The organism is Actinomyces johnsonii (assembly GCF_006546835.1).
Lineage (GTDB): Bacteria > Actinomycetota > Actinomycetes > Actinomycetales > Actinomycetaceae > Actinomyces > Actinomyces johnsonii.
On record NZ_VICB01000003.1, the window covers coordinates 171,468 to 190,265 of the forward strand.

An 18,798-nucleotide genomic window follows, 5' to 3' on the forward strand; every position below is an offset into this window, starting at 1 on the left:
TCCGCCCCCTGGTGGAACCAGGTAACTGCGGTGACCTGTCGGCCTCGTAGGGCAAACCTGTGGCATCCCTGTGAAGGAATGATGGCGCTGGCTGAGCCGCGTGCTGCCGGGGATCGATGGCCGGTGAGCGGGCGACGTGAGACATGCCGCACCGCTGAGGGGCTCGCGTTCGTGCCCTACGGCGCCGGTTTGAGCTCCCGGAGCAGGAAGCGGCCCGTAAGGCACGGCCGTGAGACGTTCGGGGATCGTCAGCTGTTGTCGTCAGCTGTTGGAAGGGGCGTCAGCGGTGCGGCGAGGTCTCCAACAGCTCGCGGGGCAGGAGCCGGGCCAGCTCGTATCCGTCGGCTCCGACGACGACGGGGACGTCGGCCTCGGCCAGGGTACGTGCCTCGGGCTCGATGCCCATGGGGTGCGCGGTCAGCCCGCCGGCGAGCACCTGCTGGGTGGCGGTCAGACGGCGGATGGCGACGGCGGCGATGCGGTCGGCGTGGTGGCGGGCGGCCTCGCCGTAGATGTGCGGGTCGTGCTGGCCATCGTCGCCGAAGAGGATCCAGGTGATCTGGGGCAGATCGATCATGAGTCGGCGCAGCTCGGTGCGCTTGTGCTCGATCCCCGAGCGGAACCAGCCGGTGTTGGTCGGGCCCCAGTCGGTCATGAGTGCGGGCCCCGAGGGGAAGCCATGGCGGGAGAGGAAGGAGCGCAGCGTCGGTACCACGTTCCATGCGCCGGTGGACAGGTACATCATCGGGGTTCCCGGGTGCGCGGCCTGGATACGCGAGTAGAGCTCGGCCATGCCGGGGACGGGCTCCCGCGCCGAGGAGTACTTGATGAGCTGGTTCCAGGCGGCCACGAGCACCCGGGGCACGTGCGTGATCATGGCGGTGTCGTCGATGTCGGAGATAATGCCCAGGCGCGGCCCCTCAGGGATGATGAGGACCTTGGCGGCGACCGCCTCGGCCCCGGCCGCCGCGATCCTCGCCTCGTGCCAGCCCGGCTCCAGCCCGTGATCGCGCACGACGACGTCGATGTAGCCACTGCGGTCGGCCCTGGTACGCACGCTGGCCCGGCCCACGTGAACGGTCACCGGCAGGAAGGCCGCCGGTACCTCGATGAACAGGCGCCAGCCGCGCTGGGCATCGAGCAGACTGGTCAGGGCGAAGTCGCGGGCCTGGGCGGGACTGGCCGGTAGGGAGGCAGGCAGGGAGCGGAACAGAGGGCCCTCGGCCGGGGCGTCCTGGGGGCGCATCACCATACGGGCCAGGACCCGAGCCATGGAGATCGGGGGAGAGATCTTGGGGCGGGCCGCCCGGGAAACGGGGGCGGCATCCGGGCGGCCGTCGATCTTGGGCCGGGGTGGGGCCTGCCAGCGGCGTCGCTCCGATGAGGGATCCGCAAGACTCGAAGGTGCCGACTCGGCCGGCGTGCTGGTGCCGTAGCCGTCATAGGGGATGACGCGGGGGCGCCAGCCCTGGCGCTTGAGGACGGGGATGGAATCGCGGTGGAACTGGTCCTCGACGGCGCGGGCGATGTCGGAGAGGGGCACTCCCCGATCCTAGTTGACGGGCCGAATCCGGGTGTCGAAGTGGAGGAGGGCGATGAGAGTCGGCGAGGGCCGCGATCGGGAAGACGCCCTTGCCATGAGGGTGAAGATGCCCGCGGGCTACCGGTCCCGGCCCTCAGCGGCGCGAGACCGCCGGCCGGAGGCCCACCACAGGGCGCCCCCGCAGCCCAGCGCCCACCAGGTGTAGCTCGAGCCGACGACCTTGGCCCAGAACGGCCAGTTCTGCTCGACGTGGTTCTGCTCGGGGAACCACCACTGCATCGACAGAACGAAGACAAGGACCCCGGCGATGGAGGCCAGACCGAGCGCGGTCGAGCGCCAGCGCCAGGTCGCCACCCCCACCGACATGAGCGCAGGCAGGCACCACACCCAGTGGTGCGACCAGGAGATGGGGGAGACGAGCAGGCCCAGCACCATGACGACGCCGACCTGGAGAGTCAGGACCAGACCGGCCTCGTCGTCGGAGTCGGAGGTGACCTGCAACCGGCCCAGGCGACGGCACAGGAACCAGGCTGCGGCCACCGCCAGCAGGGAGCAGGCCGCCCAAGTCGGGTTCCAGGCCGACTCCGGCAGCCCCCGGGCGATCGCGCCCTTGAGGTTCTGGTTGCCCGAGTAGTCGGCGAAACCGGCGCGCCCCGGATCCCACATGGCCGAGGTGAAGAACTCCCAGGACTCGGCGGGGGCGGCCAGGGCGGCCAGGGCCGTCAGCCCGACGGCGCTGCCGGCCATGGTGGCGGCCGCCCGCCACTCGCGGCGCGCCAGGAGCACCAGGATCGCGACCGCCGGCGTCAGCTTGATCGCTGCGGCCAGGCCGCTGAGGACTCCGCGCCACCGTGAGCGGCCGGGCACGGCGAGCAGGTCGACGGCGACCAGCGCCATGAGGATGGCGTTGACCTGCGCGTACTCCATGGTCTTGGGGAAGGGCTCCAGCGCCACCACCGCGATCAGCGCGAGCCACGGCGCCAGGCCGTGTGCCGTCCGGCTCCCGGTCCCCAGGCGCCTGAGGGCCGCGTACGCCGTCACGGCGGCGCACAACGGAGTGGCCACGACCAGCAGCACGGTGGCCGATTGGTACGACATCCGGGTCAGGGGAGCGATGAGCCAGGCTGCCAGCGGTGTGTAGGTGAAGGGCCATAGGTGCTGGGGCGGGTTGGCGTACCAGGAGTAGAGGTCACCGCCGTCGAGCCACTGACGGACCGCCTCGTAGTAGACGAAGGAGTCCAGCTTGAAGACCAGCCGCCCACCATCGTCCACCAAGGAGTGGTGAGCGGGTAGCAGTAGTGCCAGCCATCCGAGGATGGAGACCGACGGGGCCGACACGACAGCGCGCGCGGCAGCGACCAGGCGTGAGGACGGGGAGGCCGGCGCGCGGTCCTCACGGTTGTCCGCGCCGGTACCGGGCGTCGCGGAAGGAGACTCGTTTTGTGGGTTCCCTGCTATGGACATCGTGCTGAGTGTAGAAGAGGCACATAGCCCACCGGGAATCGAAGATGGATCGGCTGAATGTCACTAGGAGGTCAGGCCGCGGTTGGTCCGTGCGCGCTTGAGGGCGGGAAGGCCCGCGATCCCGGCCACGACGGCGGTCCAGGCGAAGCCCGCCACCGCGAGGTACACGGCGCGCGAGCCCCCGGCGTCCGCGGCCTGCCCCGCCAGCAGGGACCCGACCGAGACCCCGACGTTGAGCGCGGTGCTCACCCATGCCAGGCCCTCGGTGAGCTGGGAGGGGGCGACTGTCACCTGGATGATGTTGTTGCCGCTGGTCAAGGTTGGGGCGATGGCCAGCCCCGTCATAAGGGCCAGCGCCGACAGCACCACGAGATTCGGCGCCAGGGAGAAGGTCGAGGCGCCCATGGCCAGTCCCACCAGCCCGACCATGAACTGCTTCCACAGCGGCCACCCCCACGCGCGCGAGCCGTAGAGGAGGGCCGCGATGAAGGACCCCACGCCCCAGACCGCCAGCACCAGGCCGGAGGCCGACTTGTGCCCGACCTCGGTGGCGAAAGCGACCGCGGCGACGTCGTTGGCCCCAAACATGGCCCCCGAGATCAGGAAGACGACGACGACGGCCCCGACGGCGCCGTAGCGCAGGACCGGTCGGAGCCCCGCGGAGTCGTGAGCCGCGCCCTCGGCTGCGCCCCCAGTGCCCTCGGCTTCCTCACCGGCGCGCTGCGGCCAGCGGGGGTGGGGTGCGGGCTCGGTGGCGCGTTGGCTGAGGAACCACAGCCCGCCGAACAGCTGCATCACCAGGCAGGCGATCCAGCCCGAGGTCACCGGGATGATCGACGTCGTGCACAGGGCGGTGGCCAGTACCGGACCGAGGATGAAGGCCACCTCGTCCAGCGCCGCCTCCAGGGAGAAGGCCGTGTGGATGTCCTCGGGACGATTGAGCAGCGCCGTCCAGCGTGCTCGCACCAGCGAGCCCATGGAGCCGGCCAGCCCGCCCGCCAGGGCGGCCAGTACGGCCAGGATCCCCAGGTGGGCGTGGGCGTGGGCCCCGGCCGCCAGCGCGATCAGGCTCGTCGCCGACACGATGGTCGCGGGCAGCATGACTCGTGACTGGCCGTATCGGTCGACGCACCTGGCCAGGATCGGCGCGCCGATGGCCAGCGCCACGAAGTTCGCGGCGCTGACCAGTCCTGCAGCCGTGTAGGAGCCGTAGAGTCCCTCGACGGCCAGGATTGTGGAGATCCCCACCATCGACATGGGGAACCGGGCGATGAGGCCCGCGGTCGAGAAGGACCGGGCGCCGGGGCGCGTGAGAATCGTGTTGTAGGAGGTGGCCATGCGAGAAATTGCGTGCTGCTGGGAGAGTTCGGGGCGGTGCCCGAGCCAGTGGAGAACCAGCTCGAGGCGGGATCGCTCAGCGGCTGTGGCTGGTGGACTCCACCCCGCTGCGATTGACGGTGAAGCCCTCTCCGCTGACCTGGCTCCAGCACTGCATGCCCGAATCGGTGGAGGTGCAGGCGAAGCTGTCGTTCTTGGCGGACTCGGTGTAATCGAGGGTTTGGTCGCTGGGGGTGAAGGCCGAGCCGCAGGACTGGGTGGACTGCCCGTCGGCGGCGATTTTGACCGTCAATGGCCGTGAGGCGGGACAGGAGGTGGTCTCCTCGTGGTTCTTAATGACGCAGGTGACGTCGTTGTTCCCCAGGGTGCAAGTGATGTTGCCGCTGGGGGCGCTGAAGGCGGGCATGTCGCTCCGCGCGTTGGCGGGCGCGGGAGCCTTGAGCGTGGGCGTGGCCGAGGCGCTCGGGGTGGCCGATGCCTTGGGCGAGGCCGACGTGCTGCTCGGCGTGGCACTGGCCCGGTCCGCGTTCTGGCCGCTCAGGGTCGTGGGCAGGGGGTCCGAGCCCGTGGCCGAGTTGCTGCCGCTGCCTCCGTAGGAGTACCAGCTCACCAGGAAAATCAGGATAGTCATCACGATGATAGCCAGGATCAGCAGGACGCGGTTGGAGGTCAGGAAGGAGGACGGTGCCGAGGAGTCGTCGTCGGTGCCGACGCCGAAGACGCTGGCGCTGTCATCGGATGCGGAAGTGGCCTGCGTTGCCGCGGGACTGGCCGTGCTTCGAGGCTGGGAGACGTTGGCGGACTGCTGGAAGGTCTGTTGAAGAGCGGGCTGGGCCGGGCGTGCCGGTGACTGCGAGGGGATCGCCTGCGTGGGCTGGAACGTCGGGTTGGCCACGGCCGGGTCGCCCGTGGACAGGAAACTGTCGACCTGGGTGTTGGCACCGGCTGTGCTGAAGGCGCTGGATGCACTCGCGGCGCTTCTGGAACTGGTTGCGGAGGCCGCTGAGGCCGCGGAGCCTTCAGAAGCTGCACTGCCGGGCTGGAGCGAACGGGGCAGAGTCACCTGAGTCGGGGCCTCAGAGGACCTGGCCGACGGCGAACCGGGCCGGGAGCCGGGAGGCGAGACGACCGCCAGCTGCGGTGAGGCCTGTGGGGACTGAGCCGACTGGGGCCTACTGCTGCGAGAGGCCAGGGCGGCGTCGACCGCGGGGTCACCCAGAGTGCCCAGCCATTCCAGGAGGGCGGGGTAGGTCCGCGGATTGGCGGCGATGTAGGGGCGTAGACCGGGGTAGTTCTGCGCCAGCTGGTGGAGAGTCTCCAGCTCCGCGTTGGGATCCTGCGCGCGCGCGACAAGCTCGTCCTTGGCCTGAGACATGCTGGGTCCTTCGAGGGTCGGGAAAACTGCGTCGGTCCAGGTTGTGATCGGTACCCGGGTCCGTCGCGGGACGGGTACCGGGACCACCCCGCGATACCGAGTCAGGGAACGCGGTACTGCCCTGGTGGCGCACGGACCGGGGATCCGGCCACTCGGAAAGACTACCCGAGGACCTCGTGGTGCCGACTGCCTGACGGGTCACGGTCGCGGCGCTCCGGCGTCGACCGGTGGTCCCTCGTCGCGGGCGGCAACGGGTGGTGGAGGGCGCCGCCCGGGAGGGCTCCGGATGCTGGAGCCGTTCGCCTTCGGAGTGCTCCCGGCTCCCGTATGGTGGAATCTTCGCCGTGGTGCGGTGGTTCAGGACAGTGTGCTGGGGTTTACTAGGGGGGTGCAAGCAAACGCAGGGGAGAGGGAGACGATGACCGAGCACGTTCGTGCCGATGCCGAAGCCCTGGCGATCCGTGGCGCCGACGGCGTCGGGGCTTCCGGGGTCGTCGTCGGCGCGGCCACCGACGTGGGGCGCCTGCGTACGATCAACGAGGACGGCTACCTCGCCATCGCCCCGGCCTTCGTCGTCGTCGATGGAATGGGCGGGCACGCCGCCGGCCGGATGGCCACGCAGGTCGCCCTCGACTCCCTCTACTCGCTGGCCGGAACCACCGTCACCGATGTGGAGACGGTGGTCCGCGCGGTGATGGCCGCCCAGGAGGCGATTGTCGCCATCCCATCCCATGCCGCCTACCTGCCCGGCGCGACGATCGCCGGCGTCGTCTTGGCCTGGATGCAGGACGAGCATGGGGTGACGCGGCCGACCTGGGTCATCTTCAACATCGGTGACGCCCGGGTCTACCTGCTGCGCGACGACATGCTCTCCCAGGTCACCCGGGACCACTCCCGGGTTCAGATCCTGGTCGAGACCGGCGAGATCACCCCCGAGCAGGCACGGCGCGACCCCCGCCGCAATGTCGTCACCCGCGCGCTGGGAGGGGGGATCGCCGACTCCGCCGTCCCCGATCTCTACAGCGTCCCGGTCGCCGCCGGAGACCGCCTGCTCGTGTGCTCCGACGGTCTGAGCGACGAGCTCGACGACGAGGCCATCGCCACCGTGCTGGCCGCCGGCTACACGGCGCAGCGCACGGCCGAGCTCCTGGTCGCGGCCTCACTGGAGGGTGGCGGTCACGACAACACCACGGCCGTCGTCGTCGACTCCATCGAGGTTCCGACCCCCGCTCACGCAGCCGTCCCCGGTGTCGCCGCCGTTCAGGAGGCGCAGTGACCGCTTCCCCGATCTCCCCGATTCCCCGGCCGGGCGAGCGCGTTCCGCTGCCTGCGGGGCTGACGCGCCTGGCGGACGGGTCCCTGCGGGCCGACGGCGTTGATGGGGTCGCCGTCATCAGTCCTGCCGCCGGGGTCGAGTCCCGCACTGTTTCCGTCGAGGCGGGGCTCCGGGTCCTCGAGGCCCTGGGGGGCACCTACCTGCCCACGGTGGGGCCGACGGCGTCGAGTGCGACGACCACGGCTACGCGGTCGTCCGGGCTGCGGACCGCGGCCTTCGGCGATCTCGACGACGGCGCTCGCGGCGCGGACAGGAGTCCGGGCGGTGGCGCTCCGGCGGAGCCCAGCGACGAGACCACACTGCTCAAGCCTGTCTCCCTGGTCACGGAGCTGCCGCGAGACGCGGCCCCGACGCACCCGGAACCCGAGAGAGTCCCCGGTCCGGATAACGATGATGCCGCAACCGTCGCTGATGGTGCGGGCGCCGCGGTCGGGCTCGACGCGGGAACGAGCGCCGCGGTCGGCGACGAGGACTCCGCCGCGCAGCCGGCAGCGCCGAACCCCGGAGATTCCTCTCCCGAGCTTTTGGAGACGGGTGTCTGGGAGGATCCCGACGACGCCTCTGACCCCCTTGGCGAGAGCCGGGGGCACGACGGTGCCGATGGGGCCGACACCGGCGACGTTGGCACATTCCCCGACTATCCCGAGCCCGAACCCGGTTCGGGGCGCCGTCGTCGTCGGGGCGCCCACCGGGCCCCGACGGCTCCCTCGGCCGGCTCGGGCGAGCAGCCGACGGCGGATACCCCCACGGCGTCGGACAACTCCAAGAGCAAGCAGCCCCAGCCGGTTCGCGCTCCCCAGCCCCTGGAAGCGCTGCCCAACACCGAGGTCGTCTCCGCCTCGGAGGCCGCTCTCATCGCGGCGCCCCCCGTACGGGCCTCGATCTGCCCCCGGGGTCACGCCAACCCGCCCGAGATCCGCGAGTGCCTGACCTGCTCGCAGCCCCTGACGGGAGTGTTCTCCTATGTGCGACGACCGGCGCTGGCCACGCTGACCCTGTCGACCGGCGCCGCCGTTGAGGTGGCCGGTGACGTCGTGATCGGACGTGCTCCTCAGGTGCCGGGCGGGGATGACCCGCACATCGTGGCTCTGGTGGCGGTGCCCAGTCCGCAGCACATGGTCTCGCGCTCCCATCTCATGCTCACGACCTCGGGATGGAGCATCCTGGTTCAGGATCTCGGTTCGTCCAACGGCACGGTGCTGGCGCGGCCCGGCGCGACGCCCGTCCTGCTGGGCTCGGGCGTGCCGACGCCGGTCTTCATGGGGGACCTGATGGATATCGGCGACGGCGTGACACTTCGCATTGATCCGCCGGCATGGCTGAGACCCCAAAGTGGTTGAGGTCACATTCTGCTCGACAATGCTTCGCCGGTGCGGAATCGGGTTGTCGGCAAGACTTATCCCGGGCGCCTACAACGACTCATAAAGAATTGATGCAATAGCAGCCCCGTCGTTGCGCTGCTGACCACTCCGGCACGAGGCCGGACCTGTGGAAGGAGATTTCATGAGCGACCTGACCTGGACGGAGATGCCGGAGGTCAATCCGGACCAGCCTGACGAGCTCGTCTTGGACTTCTCCGGCGAAATCCATCGGGTGGCCTCCACCGACACCTTCGTCATCGGTCGAGGGGGCGACCTGGACATCGATGACAACCCCTACCTCCATCGCCGCTTCCTGGTCTTCGCCTATTCCGAGAAGCTGTGGTGGATCGCCAACGAGGGGAGCCGGTTGTCGGCCACGCTGACCGACGGCGAGGGGCTGGTCCAGTCGCGCCTGGCTCCTGGAGCCCGCATCCCCCTGGTCTTCCCCCGAGTCATCCTCACCTTCTCCGCCGGCCCGACCACCTATGAGATCAACCTCATCACCTCCGGGGAGGACCACTTCTCCGGGATTGACGGCGTGCGCCAGTCCACGGGACAGACCACTATCGGGGTAACCCCGATGACCCGCTCCCAGCTGCTGCTCGTCCTGGCGCTGTCCGAGCCGGTGCTCAAGCGGGCCGGGACCGGGGCCGCCGAGATCCCCTCCTCCGCGGCGGCCGCGGCGCGCCTGGGGTGGCCGTTGACCAAGTTCAACCGCAAGCTCGACAACGTCTGCGAGAAGCTCGACAGGGTGGGTGTGCGCGGGCTGCGCGGCGGACGCGTTGCCGGGGCCGCCTCCAACCGGCGCACCGCGCTGGTGGAGCATGCCGTATCCACTCTCATGGTCACAGCCGAGGACCTCTACATGCTCGATGAGGAGCAGGCCGCCAACCGGGCGGCCGTCGATGAGACGGCCGAGCGCTCGGCGACCACCGCTCCGGTGGCCCAGAGCTCGCCCACGGCATCGAGGCGATGACGTGGCGCGGAGCGTGATGCATGACCAGGACGACGCCGATCCTCCCGAGGAGATGGAACCGAGGGAGGAGGAAGAGGCGCAGGACAGTGAACCCGCCTCCAAGAGCGCGTTCTTCGACGAGGTTCTGGCGGAAGAATCCGAGGAGCCCGACGCATCGGAAGGCGATCAGCGCCGTCATGCCCGACGCCGTCGCGCCCGGCGCTGGGGGGTGGCGCTCCTGGTGCTCGTTGTCGTCCTGACGGCCGGGGCCGTCGGCGCGGAGTACCTCGTGCGCAGTCAGATCGACGCCGCGGTGCGTTCCGCCCTGCCGGGGCTCAGCTCGGACGCGAGAATCGCCACCACGGGGATCGTCCTGCGCCAGCTCGCCGGTGGTTCGCTGGACAGCCTGGCGGTGGACTCCGAGAGCCTGGAGATCACTCCCAAGGGCCAGGGTGGCGCCACGATCACGCTCAGTGACGTCGACGTCGACCTCAGCCGCATCAGCCTGCGCTCGCCCTACCCGACAGATACGGTGACGGTATCCGGCACCGTCAGCTGGCGGCAGGTGGCCGCACTCGCCGCCAAATCGCACCCGAAGATGCAGGGCATGACCCTTCAGGCCAAGCGGACGGGGACGAGCGCCCAGGATCCGGGAGCCATCCAGGCCTCGGCCTCCCTGCTTGGCATCGACGGCGAGGCGGAGATCGTACCGTCGGTGGGGGCCGACGGCAGCCTGGTGCTGACCATCACCTCCACCCGGATAGGAGGGGACGAGACTGGGGTGGATGTCGACACAGCGGAGAGCAGTCTGCTCGGCTACGTCGGACTGGACTCCCCGCAGATCACGGTTCCAGCCGGATCCTTGCCGCAGGGTCTGCACCCCACCAGTGCGATCGTCACTGACGACGGGCTCCGGCTGAGCCTGACCGGGAACCAGGTGAACCTCGGCCGTCTGTGAGCCGGAGGACGCCGGCCCGACGACGATTCGTCTCACATTTCCTCTGAACCCACGTGATGGCGGCGAAAGATGAGGCTGCTGCGCGCCGGTGGGGAGTACTTCCCCCTCCCGGGTGCCCCAGACTCCGTCGGCTCGTATAGCCTGCCGACACATCGCGTTTCCGCCTTTCCGTCTTTCGACCTTTCCGATCGCGAGCACGCTGCGTGAGGGATCACGCAGGACCCGAGCAAGGAGAACCATGAGCATGCAGCCCGAGCACCGCGCCCAGCCCGGCAGTCAGCCGGGTAGTTGGGGCGGTGGTCAGTCGACCGGGCAGCCCTCCGGTCAGCCCGCCATGCCCTCCCCGGGGCAGGGAGGCCCGGCCATGGTCCAGCAGCCGCCTTCTTTCCCGCCCCAGGCCGACCCGCTGGCCTCCGGGGCGCTCGCATCCTCGTCGGCTCCCTCGTCGGCGAGGGTGACGGTTCCCGGCTACCCCTCCGGGCCCGCGGCTCCGGCGGAGGAGGGTCCCGGTACCGGGCCGCTGCCCTCGCGCGAGGCGCTGCGCCGAGAGGCCCGCGTCGCCTCCAGCCGCCGGGGCGCCGGGGACGCCGACGTCGAGCGCGCCGGTGCGCTGCTGAAATCGGTGGCCGACATCTTCTCCCAGCGCGTCGTCGGCCAGGAGCAGCTGCGCACGGCCCTGGTCACCTCGCTGATGTCCAGCGGTCACATCCTGCTGGAGTCCGTGCCCGGGCTGGCCAAGACGACCGCCGCCCAGACTCTTGCCTCCGCCGTCTCCGGCTCCTTCCGCCGCATCCAGTGCACGCCCGACCTCATGCCCAACGACATCGTGGGCACCCAGATCCTCAACTCCTCCACCGGCGAGATGACCACTCAGCTGGGGCCGGTCCACGCCAATATCGTCCTGCTCGACGAGATCAACCGCTCCAGTGCCAAGACCCAGTCGGCCATGCTCGAGGCCATGCAGGAGCGCCAGACCTCCATTGGCGGCGTCGTCTACCCGCTGCCGCACCCCTTCATGGTCCTGGCCACCCAGAACCCCATCGAGGAGGAGGGGACCTACGTCCTTCCCGAGGCTCAGATGGACCGCTTCCTCATGAAGGAGGTGCTCACCTACCCGCGGCCCTCGGAGGAGGCCGACGTCCTGGACCGGATCTCGAACGGCACCTTCGACCAGCCCGTAACCGGGCGCCCCATCTCCACCGACGACGTCGAGTGGCTCCAGCGGGCCGCCGAGCGGGTCTACGTCGACCCCGTCATCAAGCAGTACATCGTCGCCCTGATCAACACCTCCCGCGGAGGAGGGCCCCGGCCCGTGCCCGGCCTGGACCGGCAGGTGCGCGTGGGCGCCTCCCCGCGCGGCGGTATCGCGCTGATGAAGGTGGCCCAGGCCGTCGCCCTCCAAGAGGGGCGCACTTACGTCATCCCCGACGACGTCCGTCTTCTGCGCCACGGGGTGCTGCGCCACCGACTGGTGCTCACCTATGACGCCCTGGCCGACGGCATCGCCCCCGAGGCGATCATCGACGCCATCTTCGCCGCCGTCCCCACGCCCTGATCCCGGTGGGGACCCGCTGAGCGATGAGTATGGAGGCACCTGACGCTCCCGCAGCGCCCGAGTCCGAGCCCGGAGGCGGGCGGCGCGGCGCGCGGATCGAGCGTCTGCGCGCGGCCCTGAGCCTGCCGACCCTGCGGCGGGCCACGGGGCTGCTCGACGGGCGCCACAAGTCGGTTTTCGTCGGGCGTGGGCAGGACTTCGACGACATGTCCTTCTACCGGCCCGGGGACGACATCTCCGACATCGACTGGAAGTCCTCGGCCCGCCTGGGCCAGCCGGTTATCAAACGCTACCAGCGCGAGTCCATGATGCCGCTGGTCCTGGCCGTGGACACGGGCCGGACCATGGCTGCGATGGCTCCCTCGGGGGAGGACAAGCGCGACCTTGCTCTGGGGGTCGCCGAGGTCTTCGCCTACCTGGCCCGGATGCGCGGCGACTCGGTGGCGCTCGTGGCCGGGGACGCCGGCCGGACGATCTCGCGCCCGGCGCGCTCGGGGGCCAAGCACGTCGAGACCCTGCTGACCTTGCTGGCCCGCACCTTCGAGGACCTTGACGTGCCCGTGGCCGGGGCGCCGGACGGCGTGTTCGAGCTGGCGCCCGGAGCACCCTCCTCCAGTCTGCCGCGCCTCATGGAGAGGGTGAGCACCTGGCACCGTCGTCGCAGCCTGGTCGTCCTCATCACCGACACCGCCCATCCCGGTCCCGACGCCGCTACCTGGCTGCGGCGCCTGTCGATCCAGCACGAGGTGATCATCGTGCAGATCGAGGACGACGACCCGCTGCGTCCGGAGGGCGGTCGCGGGCGGGATATCGACCTGCCCTTCGAGATCCCCGCCTTCCTGCGCACCGATAAGTACCTGGCGGCTCAGGCCGCCGTGGTGCGCGAGCAGTGGCGCGCGGGCGTCGAGCAGGTGCTCGACGCCCGGCACCTGGAATACGGCATCGTCTCCTCCGAGGAGACCCTCATCGACTCCATCGCCGAGCTCCTCCAGCGCGAGCGCGCAGCCGTGGCCAGAGGGAGGCGGTGACCCGTGCAGATATGGCCCCCGGTTCTCATGCCGATATGGATGGTCATCGTGATGATCATCGGGATCCTCCTGGTGAGCGCCTGGCTGCTGCGCACCTTCCTGGTGACTCGCAGGGACACCTCCCGAGAGGTCGGAGACATCCCGATGGCGCCTCGTGAACGCCGCCAGTGGGGCGATCGCCTCACAGAGATCGCCCAGCGCTGGGAAGGCGGCGAGCTGGACCTGCGCGAGCTGCACCTGGAGCTGGCGGCGCTGCTGCGCGGTTTCGCCGAGGCTCGCAGCGGTGAGGAGATCACCACTGCCACGGTCTCGGAGATCCTGGACATGGCCGATACCGCCGGCCCTCGCTCGGTGGAGGAGCGCCGGCGCAGCGTGCGCCAGGCGGGCCGTCCCCTGGACACCAACCCCCTGGGGCACGTCGGCGAGCTGCTCGCCGTGTGGGAGCAGCCCTCCTTCGACCGTGAGCCGGAGTCCGCCGCGGAGGAGGCCCTGAACCTTGCGCGGGAGGTGGTCACACAATGGTGATGCCCTGGTTGTTCATCATTCTTGTCGTCATCGCCGTGGCGGCGGTCATCGCGGTCTTCGTCGTCGACCGCCGTTCCGACGGGCGGTCCGGTCCCCATCCCCGCAAGCGCCTGCAGCTGCCCTGGAGACGCCGGGAGGGGCAGCGGGCCGTGGAGCTTCCGCGGCGCCTGGCCAACTCGGCGAGCCTGTTCCAGCTGCCCGCGGTGCGCTCCCGCATTCGGGCCCAGCGCTGGTTGCACGCCGGCCTGGCGGTTCTGCTGGCCACGTGCCTGCTGAGCGCCTCGGCCATCGCCGGGCGCCCCGTGCGCGTCACCGAGCGCTCCGACGCCCTGGCCAACCGCGACATCGTCCTGTGCCTGGACGTGTCGACGTCGATGGTGAGGATCGACTCCTCCGTCCTGAAGACCTTCTCCGACATCCTGGAGGACTTCGACGGTGAACGCGTGGGACTCGTGGCCTGGAACTCGGCGGCGCAGACCATCGTCCCGCTCACGGACGACTACGAGCTGCTGCGCCAGCAGATGGACGAGCTGGGTGAGGTCCTGGACATCGACCCGCAGAACGCGACCTACAAGCAGGCCCTCCGGTACGACGCGGCCTTCGGCGGGACCCAGAACAAGAGCATCAACGGCTCTTCCCTGGCCGGCGACGGACTCGCCTCCTGTGCGCAGGCCTTCGACAACCAGGGCTTGGAGCGCTCCCGCTCCATCATCTTCGCCACCGACAACCAGGTCATCGACCCCGACAAGGAGCAGATCTACTCGCTCCCCGACGCCGTCGATCTCCTGGCGGAGCGCAAAATCCGCCTGTTCTCCATCTACGGCGCCGATGACGATCAGTCCTACCAGTACCAGCTCGACCAGAGCCCCGAGGAGTCCCGCGAGGAGCTTAAGACCGTCTCCGAGGAGCAGGGCAATGGCCGCTTCTACGACGTCGAGGACTCCGGTACCGGGGGAAATATCGTCAAGGAGCTGGAGAAGACCGAGGTCAACGCGCTCGGGGGCCGGAAGCAGACCCGCCGCACGGACGTCCCCCAGACGTTCGTCATCGCCCTCTCCCTTGTGCTCCTGGGCTATCTGGGGCTGACCACCTGGAGGCGAGCATGAGGCCAGTACCCGTCATTGGAGACTTCGCATTCATCCCGGTCACCTGGTGGCCCCTCGTCCTGCTCGTGACGGCGGCCCTGGCGGCCCTGCTGGTCGTCTCCCGCCGCCGCCTCATCCGAGACGCCGCCGAGCCGGCCGCCCGCAGGGCATGGTGGCGGCGCCTGGCCATCGTCGTCGTCGTGGCGCTGGCGATGGCGGGACCTGCGATCCGCGGCAGCGAGGCGATCAGCGTTTCCAACGTGGAGATCTACATGGTGGTGGACCGCACCGGATCCATGGCCGCAGAGGACTACCAGGGCAAGGGGCCCGACGGCGTCGATCAGGCCGCCTCCACCAGGCTGGACGGGGTGCGCTCGGACATGCGCGCCATCCGGGAGGCCTTCCCGGACTCGCGCTTCTCCATCATCGCCCTGGACAACACCGCGGCCACGGAGCTGCCACTGACCCACGACACCAACGCCGTCGACTCCTGGATCGGCTCGCTCAAGCAGGAGGTCACCGGCCATGCCACCGGCTCCTCACTGGAGGTGGCGCTGCCGGTGCTGGGCCTGGCCCTGACCCAGTCCCACCAGTCCGAGTCCAAAAACATCCGCCTCGTCTACATCTTCTCCGACGGTGAAGCCACCGATGACGGCCGCGGCGCCCAGGAGGCCGAGAACGCGGGCATCTCCTGGCAGTCCCTGTCCGGACTCGTCGACGGAGGCGCGGTGCTGGGCTACGGAACCACCGAGGGCGGAAAGATGCGCAGCTACGACGGCTCGGCCTCCACCGGCGAACACACCCAGTCCGACTACATCGCCGACGGCGAGGGCGGACAGCCGGCGGTGTCAAAGATCGATGCCGATGAGCTCCAGAGCGTGGCCTCGGCCATGGGACTGCCCTACTACCACCGCACCGGCGGGTCGGGCGACGACCCGACGAGCAAGTTCACCAACTTGGACATCGAGGCCGTCACCTCCGACGGACGGGCCAAGACGAACGCCCGGGTGTACCTGACCTGGCCCTTGGGAATCATCGCCTTCGGCCTGCTGCTGTGGGAGATCATCGACCTCATTCGAACCGACCGTCGCCTGCGGCTCCTCGTGGGAAGGGGAAGATGATGACGACGGGAAACCCCCCTGGCGAGGGCTTCGGTCAAGAGCAGGGCGGCCCCCCGCCCGGCTCCGACAACATGCCAGGGACCACCGATGCCGCTGCGGACCAGGCGTCCCCCTACCTCCAGGAGCCGGACTCGACCCCATCCGCCCAGGACCCCTCCGGCCCCGAGGATCCCCGACGGCGTGAGGCCCGCCTGAGCCGACGCCGTCGACTCCTCAAGATCGGCGGGGTACCGGCGGTGCTGGCCACCATCATCTCCCTGTGGCTCGGGTCGATCTTCCTCATCTCGCTGTCCGGCAACCGCGCGGTGGCCGCCGGGCACTACGACACGGCACTGTCCCGCTACCGCCTGGTGGCCAAGATCAATCCCTGGCTGGAGCAGTGGCGCGTCGACTTCAACCTGGGGACCGGCCAACTTGCCGCGGATGATCCGACCTCCGCGGTCACCACCCTCAACCGGGCCTTGAGCAAGGCGCCGGCTGCGCGGACCGACCCCCAGACGAAGGCGAAGCAGACCGGCTCCCCGGAGTGCATGGTTCGCACCAACCTGTACGTCGCGCACATCTCACTGGCCGCCAAGGCCCAGGAGAGCGGCAACTCCACCTCGGTGACTGAGCATGTCGAGGCCGCTAAGAAGGCCGCCGATACCTGCGAGGTTCCGCCCCCGCCCGAACAAGATCCCTCCCAGAGCCCGAATCCGTCGGCGACGCCCAGCTCGGACCCCAGTACCACCCCCAGCTCCGACCCGTCGGCCAGCTCCTCCAGCGACCCGAGCTCGACCCCCAGCTCCGATCCGAGCTCCACCCCCAGCTCGGAACCCAGTACCACCCCCAGCTCCGACCCGTCGGCGTCGGCATCGAGCTCGCCGGGCGAGACCTCCTCCAGCACCCCGAGCGCCCGGCCGACTCCGACCCCGGTCGATGACCGGGCCAAGCGCCTGCGCGACCGCAACAACGGCGGCTCGGGTGCCACCGAGAAACCCGGCGGCGGCGATTCAGGGGGCAAGCCCTGGTGAGCGGCTTCGATGAGGGGCGTCCCTCCCGACTCGTGGTGGCGGCCGCGGTCCTGGACCGCCTGGAGCGTCCGACGGCGCTGCTGTGCGCGGCCCGCTCCTACCCGCCCGAGCACGCGGGACAGTTCGAGCTTCCCGGGGGCAAGGTCGAGCCCGCAGAACGGCCTACCGAGGCCCTGGTCCGCGAGCTGGACGAGGAGATCGGTCTGAGCGCGCGCCTGGGCGCTGAGCTCGTCCCTCCGGGGGATCTGGCTGTCCCCGCCCCGCCGCGCGGCGGAGCGGGTGATGACGCCCCGGCCTGGCCCGTCATGCACGGCTTCAGGATGCGTGTGTGGCTGGCCGAGCCGACCCGGGTCGGGGACCGGGGTCGGGCGGGTGCCGCTCACGAGAGGCTGGAGTGGGTGAGCCTGGATCCGCCCAATCAGGTGTGTCAGCTGCCGTGGCTGCCCGCCGACTTGCCGATCATCGAGGCGCTTGTGACGGTACTGGGGCGCTGAGGCGGTCGGGCGCCGCCGCCAACGCCCCGTTTTCCTGACACTTCTATCATTCGCGTCATCTCGTAGGTTAGGGTGACCTCATGCCGAAGATTCTGGGTTCCTCACTGGCCGAGCACCGCGAGCGCACGCGGAACGCCCTGTTCCAAGCGCTCTCCGAGCTCATGAGCCGGCGCAGCTTCGACAAGATCACCTTGTCCGACGTGGCCAACCACGCGGGCGTGGGACGCACGGCCGTCTACAACCACTTCGCGGACAAGGAGGACCTCCTCCTGGCCTTCATGGAGCATGAGGCCGGACGTTACGCCGAGGAGCTCTCCCGGGCGCTGGCCGGGACGCAGGACCCGATCGACCGCTTGCGCATCTATGTGCGTCAGCAGGCCCTTATCGCCCGCCACTTCCACTTCCCGACGTCGGGGCCGCTGGCCGACTCCGTCTCGCGCGGGACCGCCGGCCGCCTGCGGGCCCACGGCGCGCTGCTGGCCCAGATGCTCTCTTCGATCCTCACCGACGCCATGGACCAGGGGCTTATTCCCGCCCAGGAGCCTGAGCAGGTCATCCCTCTCATCCATGCCACTGTCATGGGTGGGCGCCCGACTCCCACCGACCCGGAAAGGCGCCGGGCCTACCTGGAGAGCCTGGACGCCTTCGTGCTGCGGGCGGTGGGGGCCCGCAGGCCGGCCCACGCCGTCCCGCCCATTGCCCGTCCCCATGCCACCGAGCCGCTGGACGGGGCCGGTCACCCCGGTTCGCTTCATCACACCGCGGTTGGCTGACAGCGTGCGCCGAGCGCTGCCGCGGGCGCGGGTGGGCCTGGCAGACTTTCGCCCGTGAACCTGAGCTGGACCGATTTCTGGAACGACCTGCTGACGCGTCCCTTCGACGGCGTCGGTCTGGAACCCGGCGTGCTGTGGCCGGCGCTGGCGATCCTCGCCATCGTCCTGGTCTGGGCCCCCGCCCGCCGCTGGGGCCGCACTCTGGTGACGATCGTCCATGAGGCCGGGCACGCCGCCGTCGGTCTCATGGTGGGACGGCGCTTCCTTGGTTTCGTCGTGAGTCGGGACTTATCCGGGCACGCCGTCACCGCCGGCAAGCCAGACGGGCCCGGCCGGGTTCTGACGACCTGGGCTGGCTACCCGGCCCCCGCGGCCCTGGGCGCCGCCGTCGTGCTTCTGGCGCTTCACGGCTGGGCTAGCGCGGTGCTCGTGATGGGCCTGGTGATTCTGGCGGTCCTGCTGGTGATGTCCCGCTCGATTCGTACGGCAGGCCTGGTGCTACTGGTCGGGTTGCTGACCGGGGCGCTGTGGTGGTGGGGCGGGGTCTGGCGAGCCGGTGTCGCCTCCGGGGTCGGCCTGGCTCTCATCGTCGGGGCCTGGGACTCCCTGCGCGACGTCGCCGTCTCGCGTGAGCCGGAGCAGGATCACCGCACCCTGGCCAGGTTGACCGGCACGCCCGCGGCGCTGTGGCTGGTGACGTGGTTCCTGGTCGATGCGGCGGCCACTGGCGCCGTCGTTCTGGTCGTACGCGATCTGCTGTGAGATGGGGCCGGTCCCACGGTCGGGAAGGTCGGGCGACGTAGCCTACTCTTCGTCCTGGTGACGACGAGCCGCGGTGGCCCGTCCCGCCGTCCCCCACCCGACGTCGCACGCT

At 70.1% G+C, this 18,798-nt stretch carries 17 protein-coding genes; 13 read left to right on the forward strand and 4 right to left on the reverse strand.

Annotation, left to right across the window (positions count from 1 at the left end):
• Positions 1 to 280: 280 nt before the first annotated feature.
• From FK256_RS01435 to FK256_RS01450, 4 genes are all read right to left on the reverse strand, one after another.
• A complete protein-coding gene (locus tag FK256_RS01435; RefSeq protein WP_141423418.1) occupies positions 281 to 1,543 on the reverse strand; it encodes an App1 family protein phosphatidate phosphatase in 1,263 nt (420 codons plus the stop codon).
• Between the two features lie 117 nt (positions 1,544 to 1,660).
• Positions 1,661 to 3,007, reverse strand: a complete 1,347-nt coding sequence (locus FK256_RS01440) for a glycosyltransferase 87 family protein (protein ID WP_141423419.1) — start codon at positions 3,005 to 3,007, stop codon at positions 1,661 to 1,663.
• Between the two features lie 63 nt (positions 3,008 to 3,070).
• Entirely contained in the window at positions 3,071 to 4,345 is a 1,275-nt protein-coding gene (locus FK256_RS01445) for an MFS transporter (protein WP_141423420.1), read from the reverse strand.
• A gap of 76 nt (positions 4,346 to 4,421) precedes the next feature.
• On the reverse strand, positions 4,422 to 5,720 hold the full coding sequence (locus FK256_RS01450; RefSeq protein WP_141423421.1) for a variant leucine-rich repeat-containing protein: 1,299 nt from the start codon (positions 5,718 to 5,720) through the stop codon (positions 4,422 to 4,424).
• 418 nt (positions 5,721 to 6,138) lie between these two features.
• Here FK256_RS01450 and FK256_RS01455 point away from each other — a divergent pair, with 418 nt between their 5' ends.
• The 13 genes from FK256_RS01455 to FK256_RS01515 all read left to right on the forward strand — a co-directional run bounded on the left by FK256_RS01455 (position 6,139) and on the right by FK256_RS01515 (position 18,686).
• A complete protein-coding gene (locus tag FK256_RS01455; RefSeq protein ID WP_141423422.1) occupies positions 6,139 to 6,996 on the forward strand; it encodes a PP2C family protein-serine/threonine phosphatase in 858 nt (285 codons plus the stop codon).
• Positions 6,993 to 8,396, forward strand: a complete 1,404-nt coding sequence (locus FK256_RS01460; RefSeq protein ID WP_141423423.1) for an FHA domain-containing protein — start codon at positions 6,993 to 6,995, stop codon at positions 8,394 to 8,396. The genes FK256_RS01455 and FK256_RS01460 overlap by 4 nt, the downstream gene beginning before the upstream one ends.
• 163 nt (positions 8,397 to 8,559) lie before the next feature.
• Positions 8,560 to 9,393 (forward strand): hypothetical protein, encoded by an 834-nt coding sequence (locus FK256_RS01465; protein WP_021606595.1) that lies wholly within the window; start codon positions 8,560 to 8,562, stop codon positions 9,391 to 9,393.
• 16 nt (positions 9,394 to 9,409) lie between these two features.
• Complete coding sequence (locus FK256_RS01470) at positions 9,410 to 10,330, forward strand: LmeA family phospholipid-binding protein (RefSeq protein WP_244936109.1); 921 nt, start codon at positions 9,410 to 9,412, stop codon at positions 10,328 to 10,330.
• A gap of 238 nt (positions 10,331 to 10,568) precedes the next feature.
• On the forward strand, positions 10,569 to 11,885 hold the full coding sequence (locus FK256_RS01475; RefSeq protein WP_141423425.1) for an AAA family ATPase: 1,317 nt from the start codon (positions 10,569 to 10,571) through the stop codon (positions 11,883 to 11,885).
• Positions 11,886 to 11,908: 23 nt separating this feature from the next.
• Positions 11,909 to 12,913, forward strand: a complete 1,005-nt coding sequence (locus FK256_RS01480; RefSeq protein ID WP_141423426.1) for a DUF58 domain-containing protein — start codon at positions 11,909 to 11,911, stop codon at positions 12,911 to 12,913.
• Positions 12,914 to 12,916: 3 nt separating this feature from the next.
• Positions 12,917 to 13,438 (forward strand): hypothetical protein, encoded by a 522-nt coding sequence (locus tag FK256_RS01485; protein ID WP_009234413.1) that lies wholly within the window; start codon positions 12,917 to 12,919, stop codon positions 13,436 to 13,438.
• On the forward strand, positions 13,432 to 14,544 hold the full coding sequence (locus tag FK256_RS01490) for a VWA domain-containing protein (protein WP_021606794.1): 1,113 nt from the start codon (positions 13,432 to 13,434) through the stop codon (positions 14,542 to 14,544). The genes FK256_RS01485 and FK256_RS01490 overlap by 7 nt, the downstream gene beginning before the upstream one ends.
• Positions 14,541 to 15,644: a vWA domain-containing protein gene (locus tag FK256_RS01495; RefSeq protein WP_021606795.1), complete on the forward strand. Its 1,104-nt coding sequence runs from the start codon at positions 14,541 to 14,543 to the stop codon at positions 15,642 to 15,644. Before FK256_RS01490 ends, FK256_RS01495 begins: the two co-directional genes overlap by 4 nt.
• Positions 15,644 to 16,657, forward strand: a complete 1,014-nt coding sequence (locus FK256_RS01500; protein ID WP_244936096.1) for a hypothetical protein — start codon at positions 15,644 to 15,646, stop codon at positions 16,655 to 16,657. The genes FK256_RS01495 and FK256_RS01500 overlap by 1 nt, the downstream gene beginning before the upstream one ends.
• Positions 16,654 to 17,151, forward strand: coding sequence for an NUDIX domain-containing protein (locus FK256_RS01505; RefSeq protein ID WP_141423428.1), 498 nt, complete (start codon positions 16,654 to 16,656; stop codon positions 17,149 to 17,151). Before FK256_RS01500 ends, FK256_RS01505 begins: the two co-directional genes overlap by 4 nt.
• A gap of 80 nt (positions 17,152 to 17,231) precedes the next feature.
• A complete protein-coding gene (locus FK256_RS01510) occupies positions 17,232 to 17,924 on the forward strand; it encodes a TetR/AcrR family transcriptional regulator (protein ID WP_141423429.1) in 693 nt (230 codons plus the stop codon).
• A 54-nt stretch (positions 17,925 to 17,978) separates the two neighbouring features.
• Positions 17,979 to 18,686 (forward strand): M50 family metallopeptidase, encoded by a 708-nt coding sequence (locus FK256_RS01515; protein WP_141423430.1) that lies wholly within the window; start codon positions 17,979 to 17,981, stop codon positions 18,684 to 18,686.
• The last annotated feature ends 112 nt before the right edge of the window (positions 18,687 to 18,798 follow it).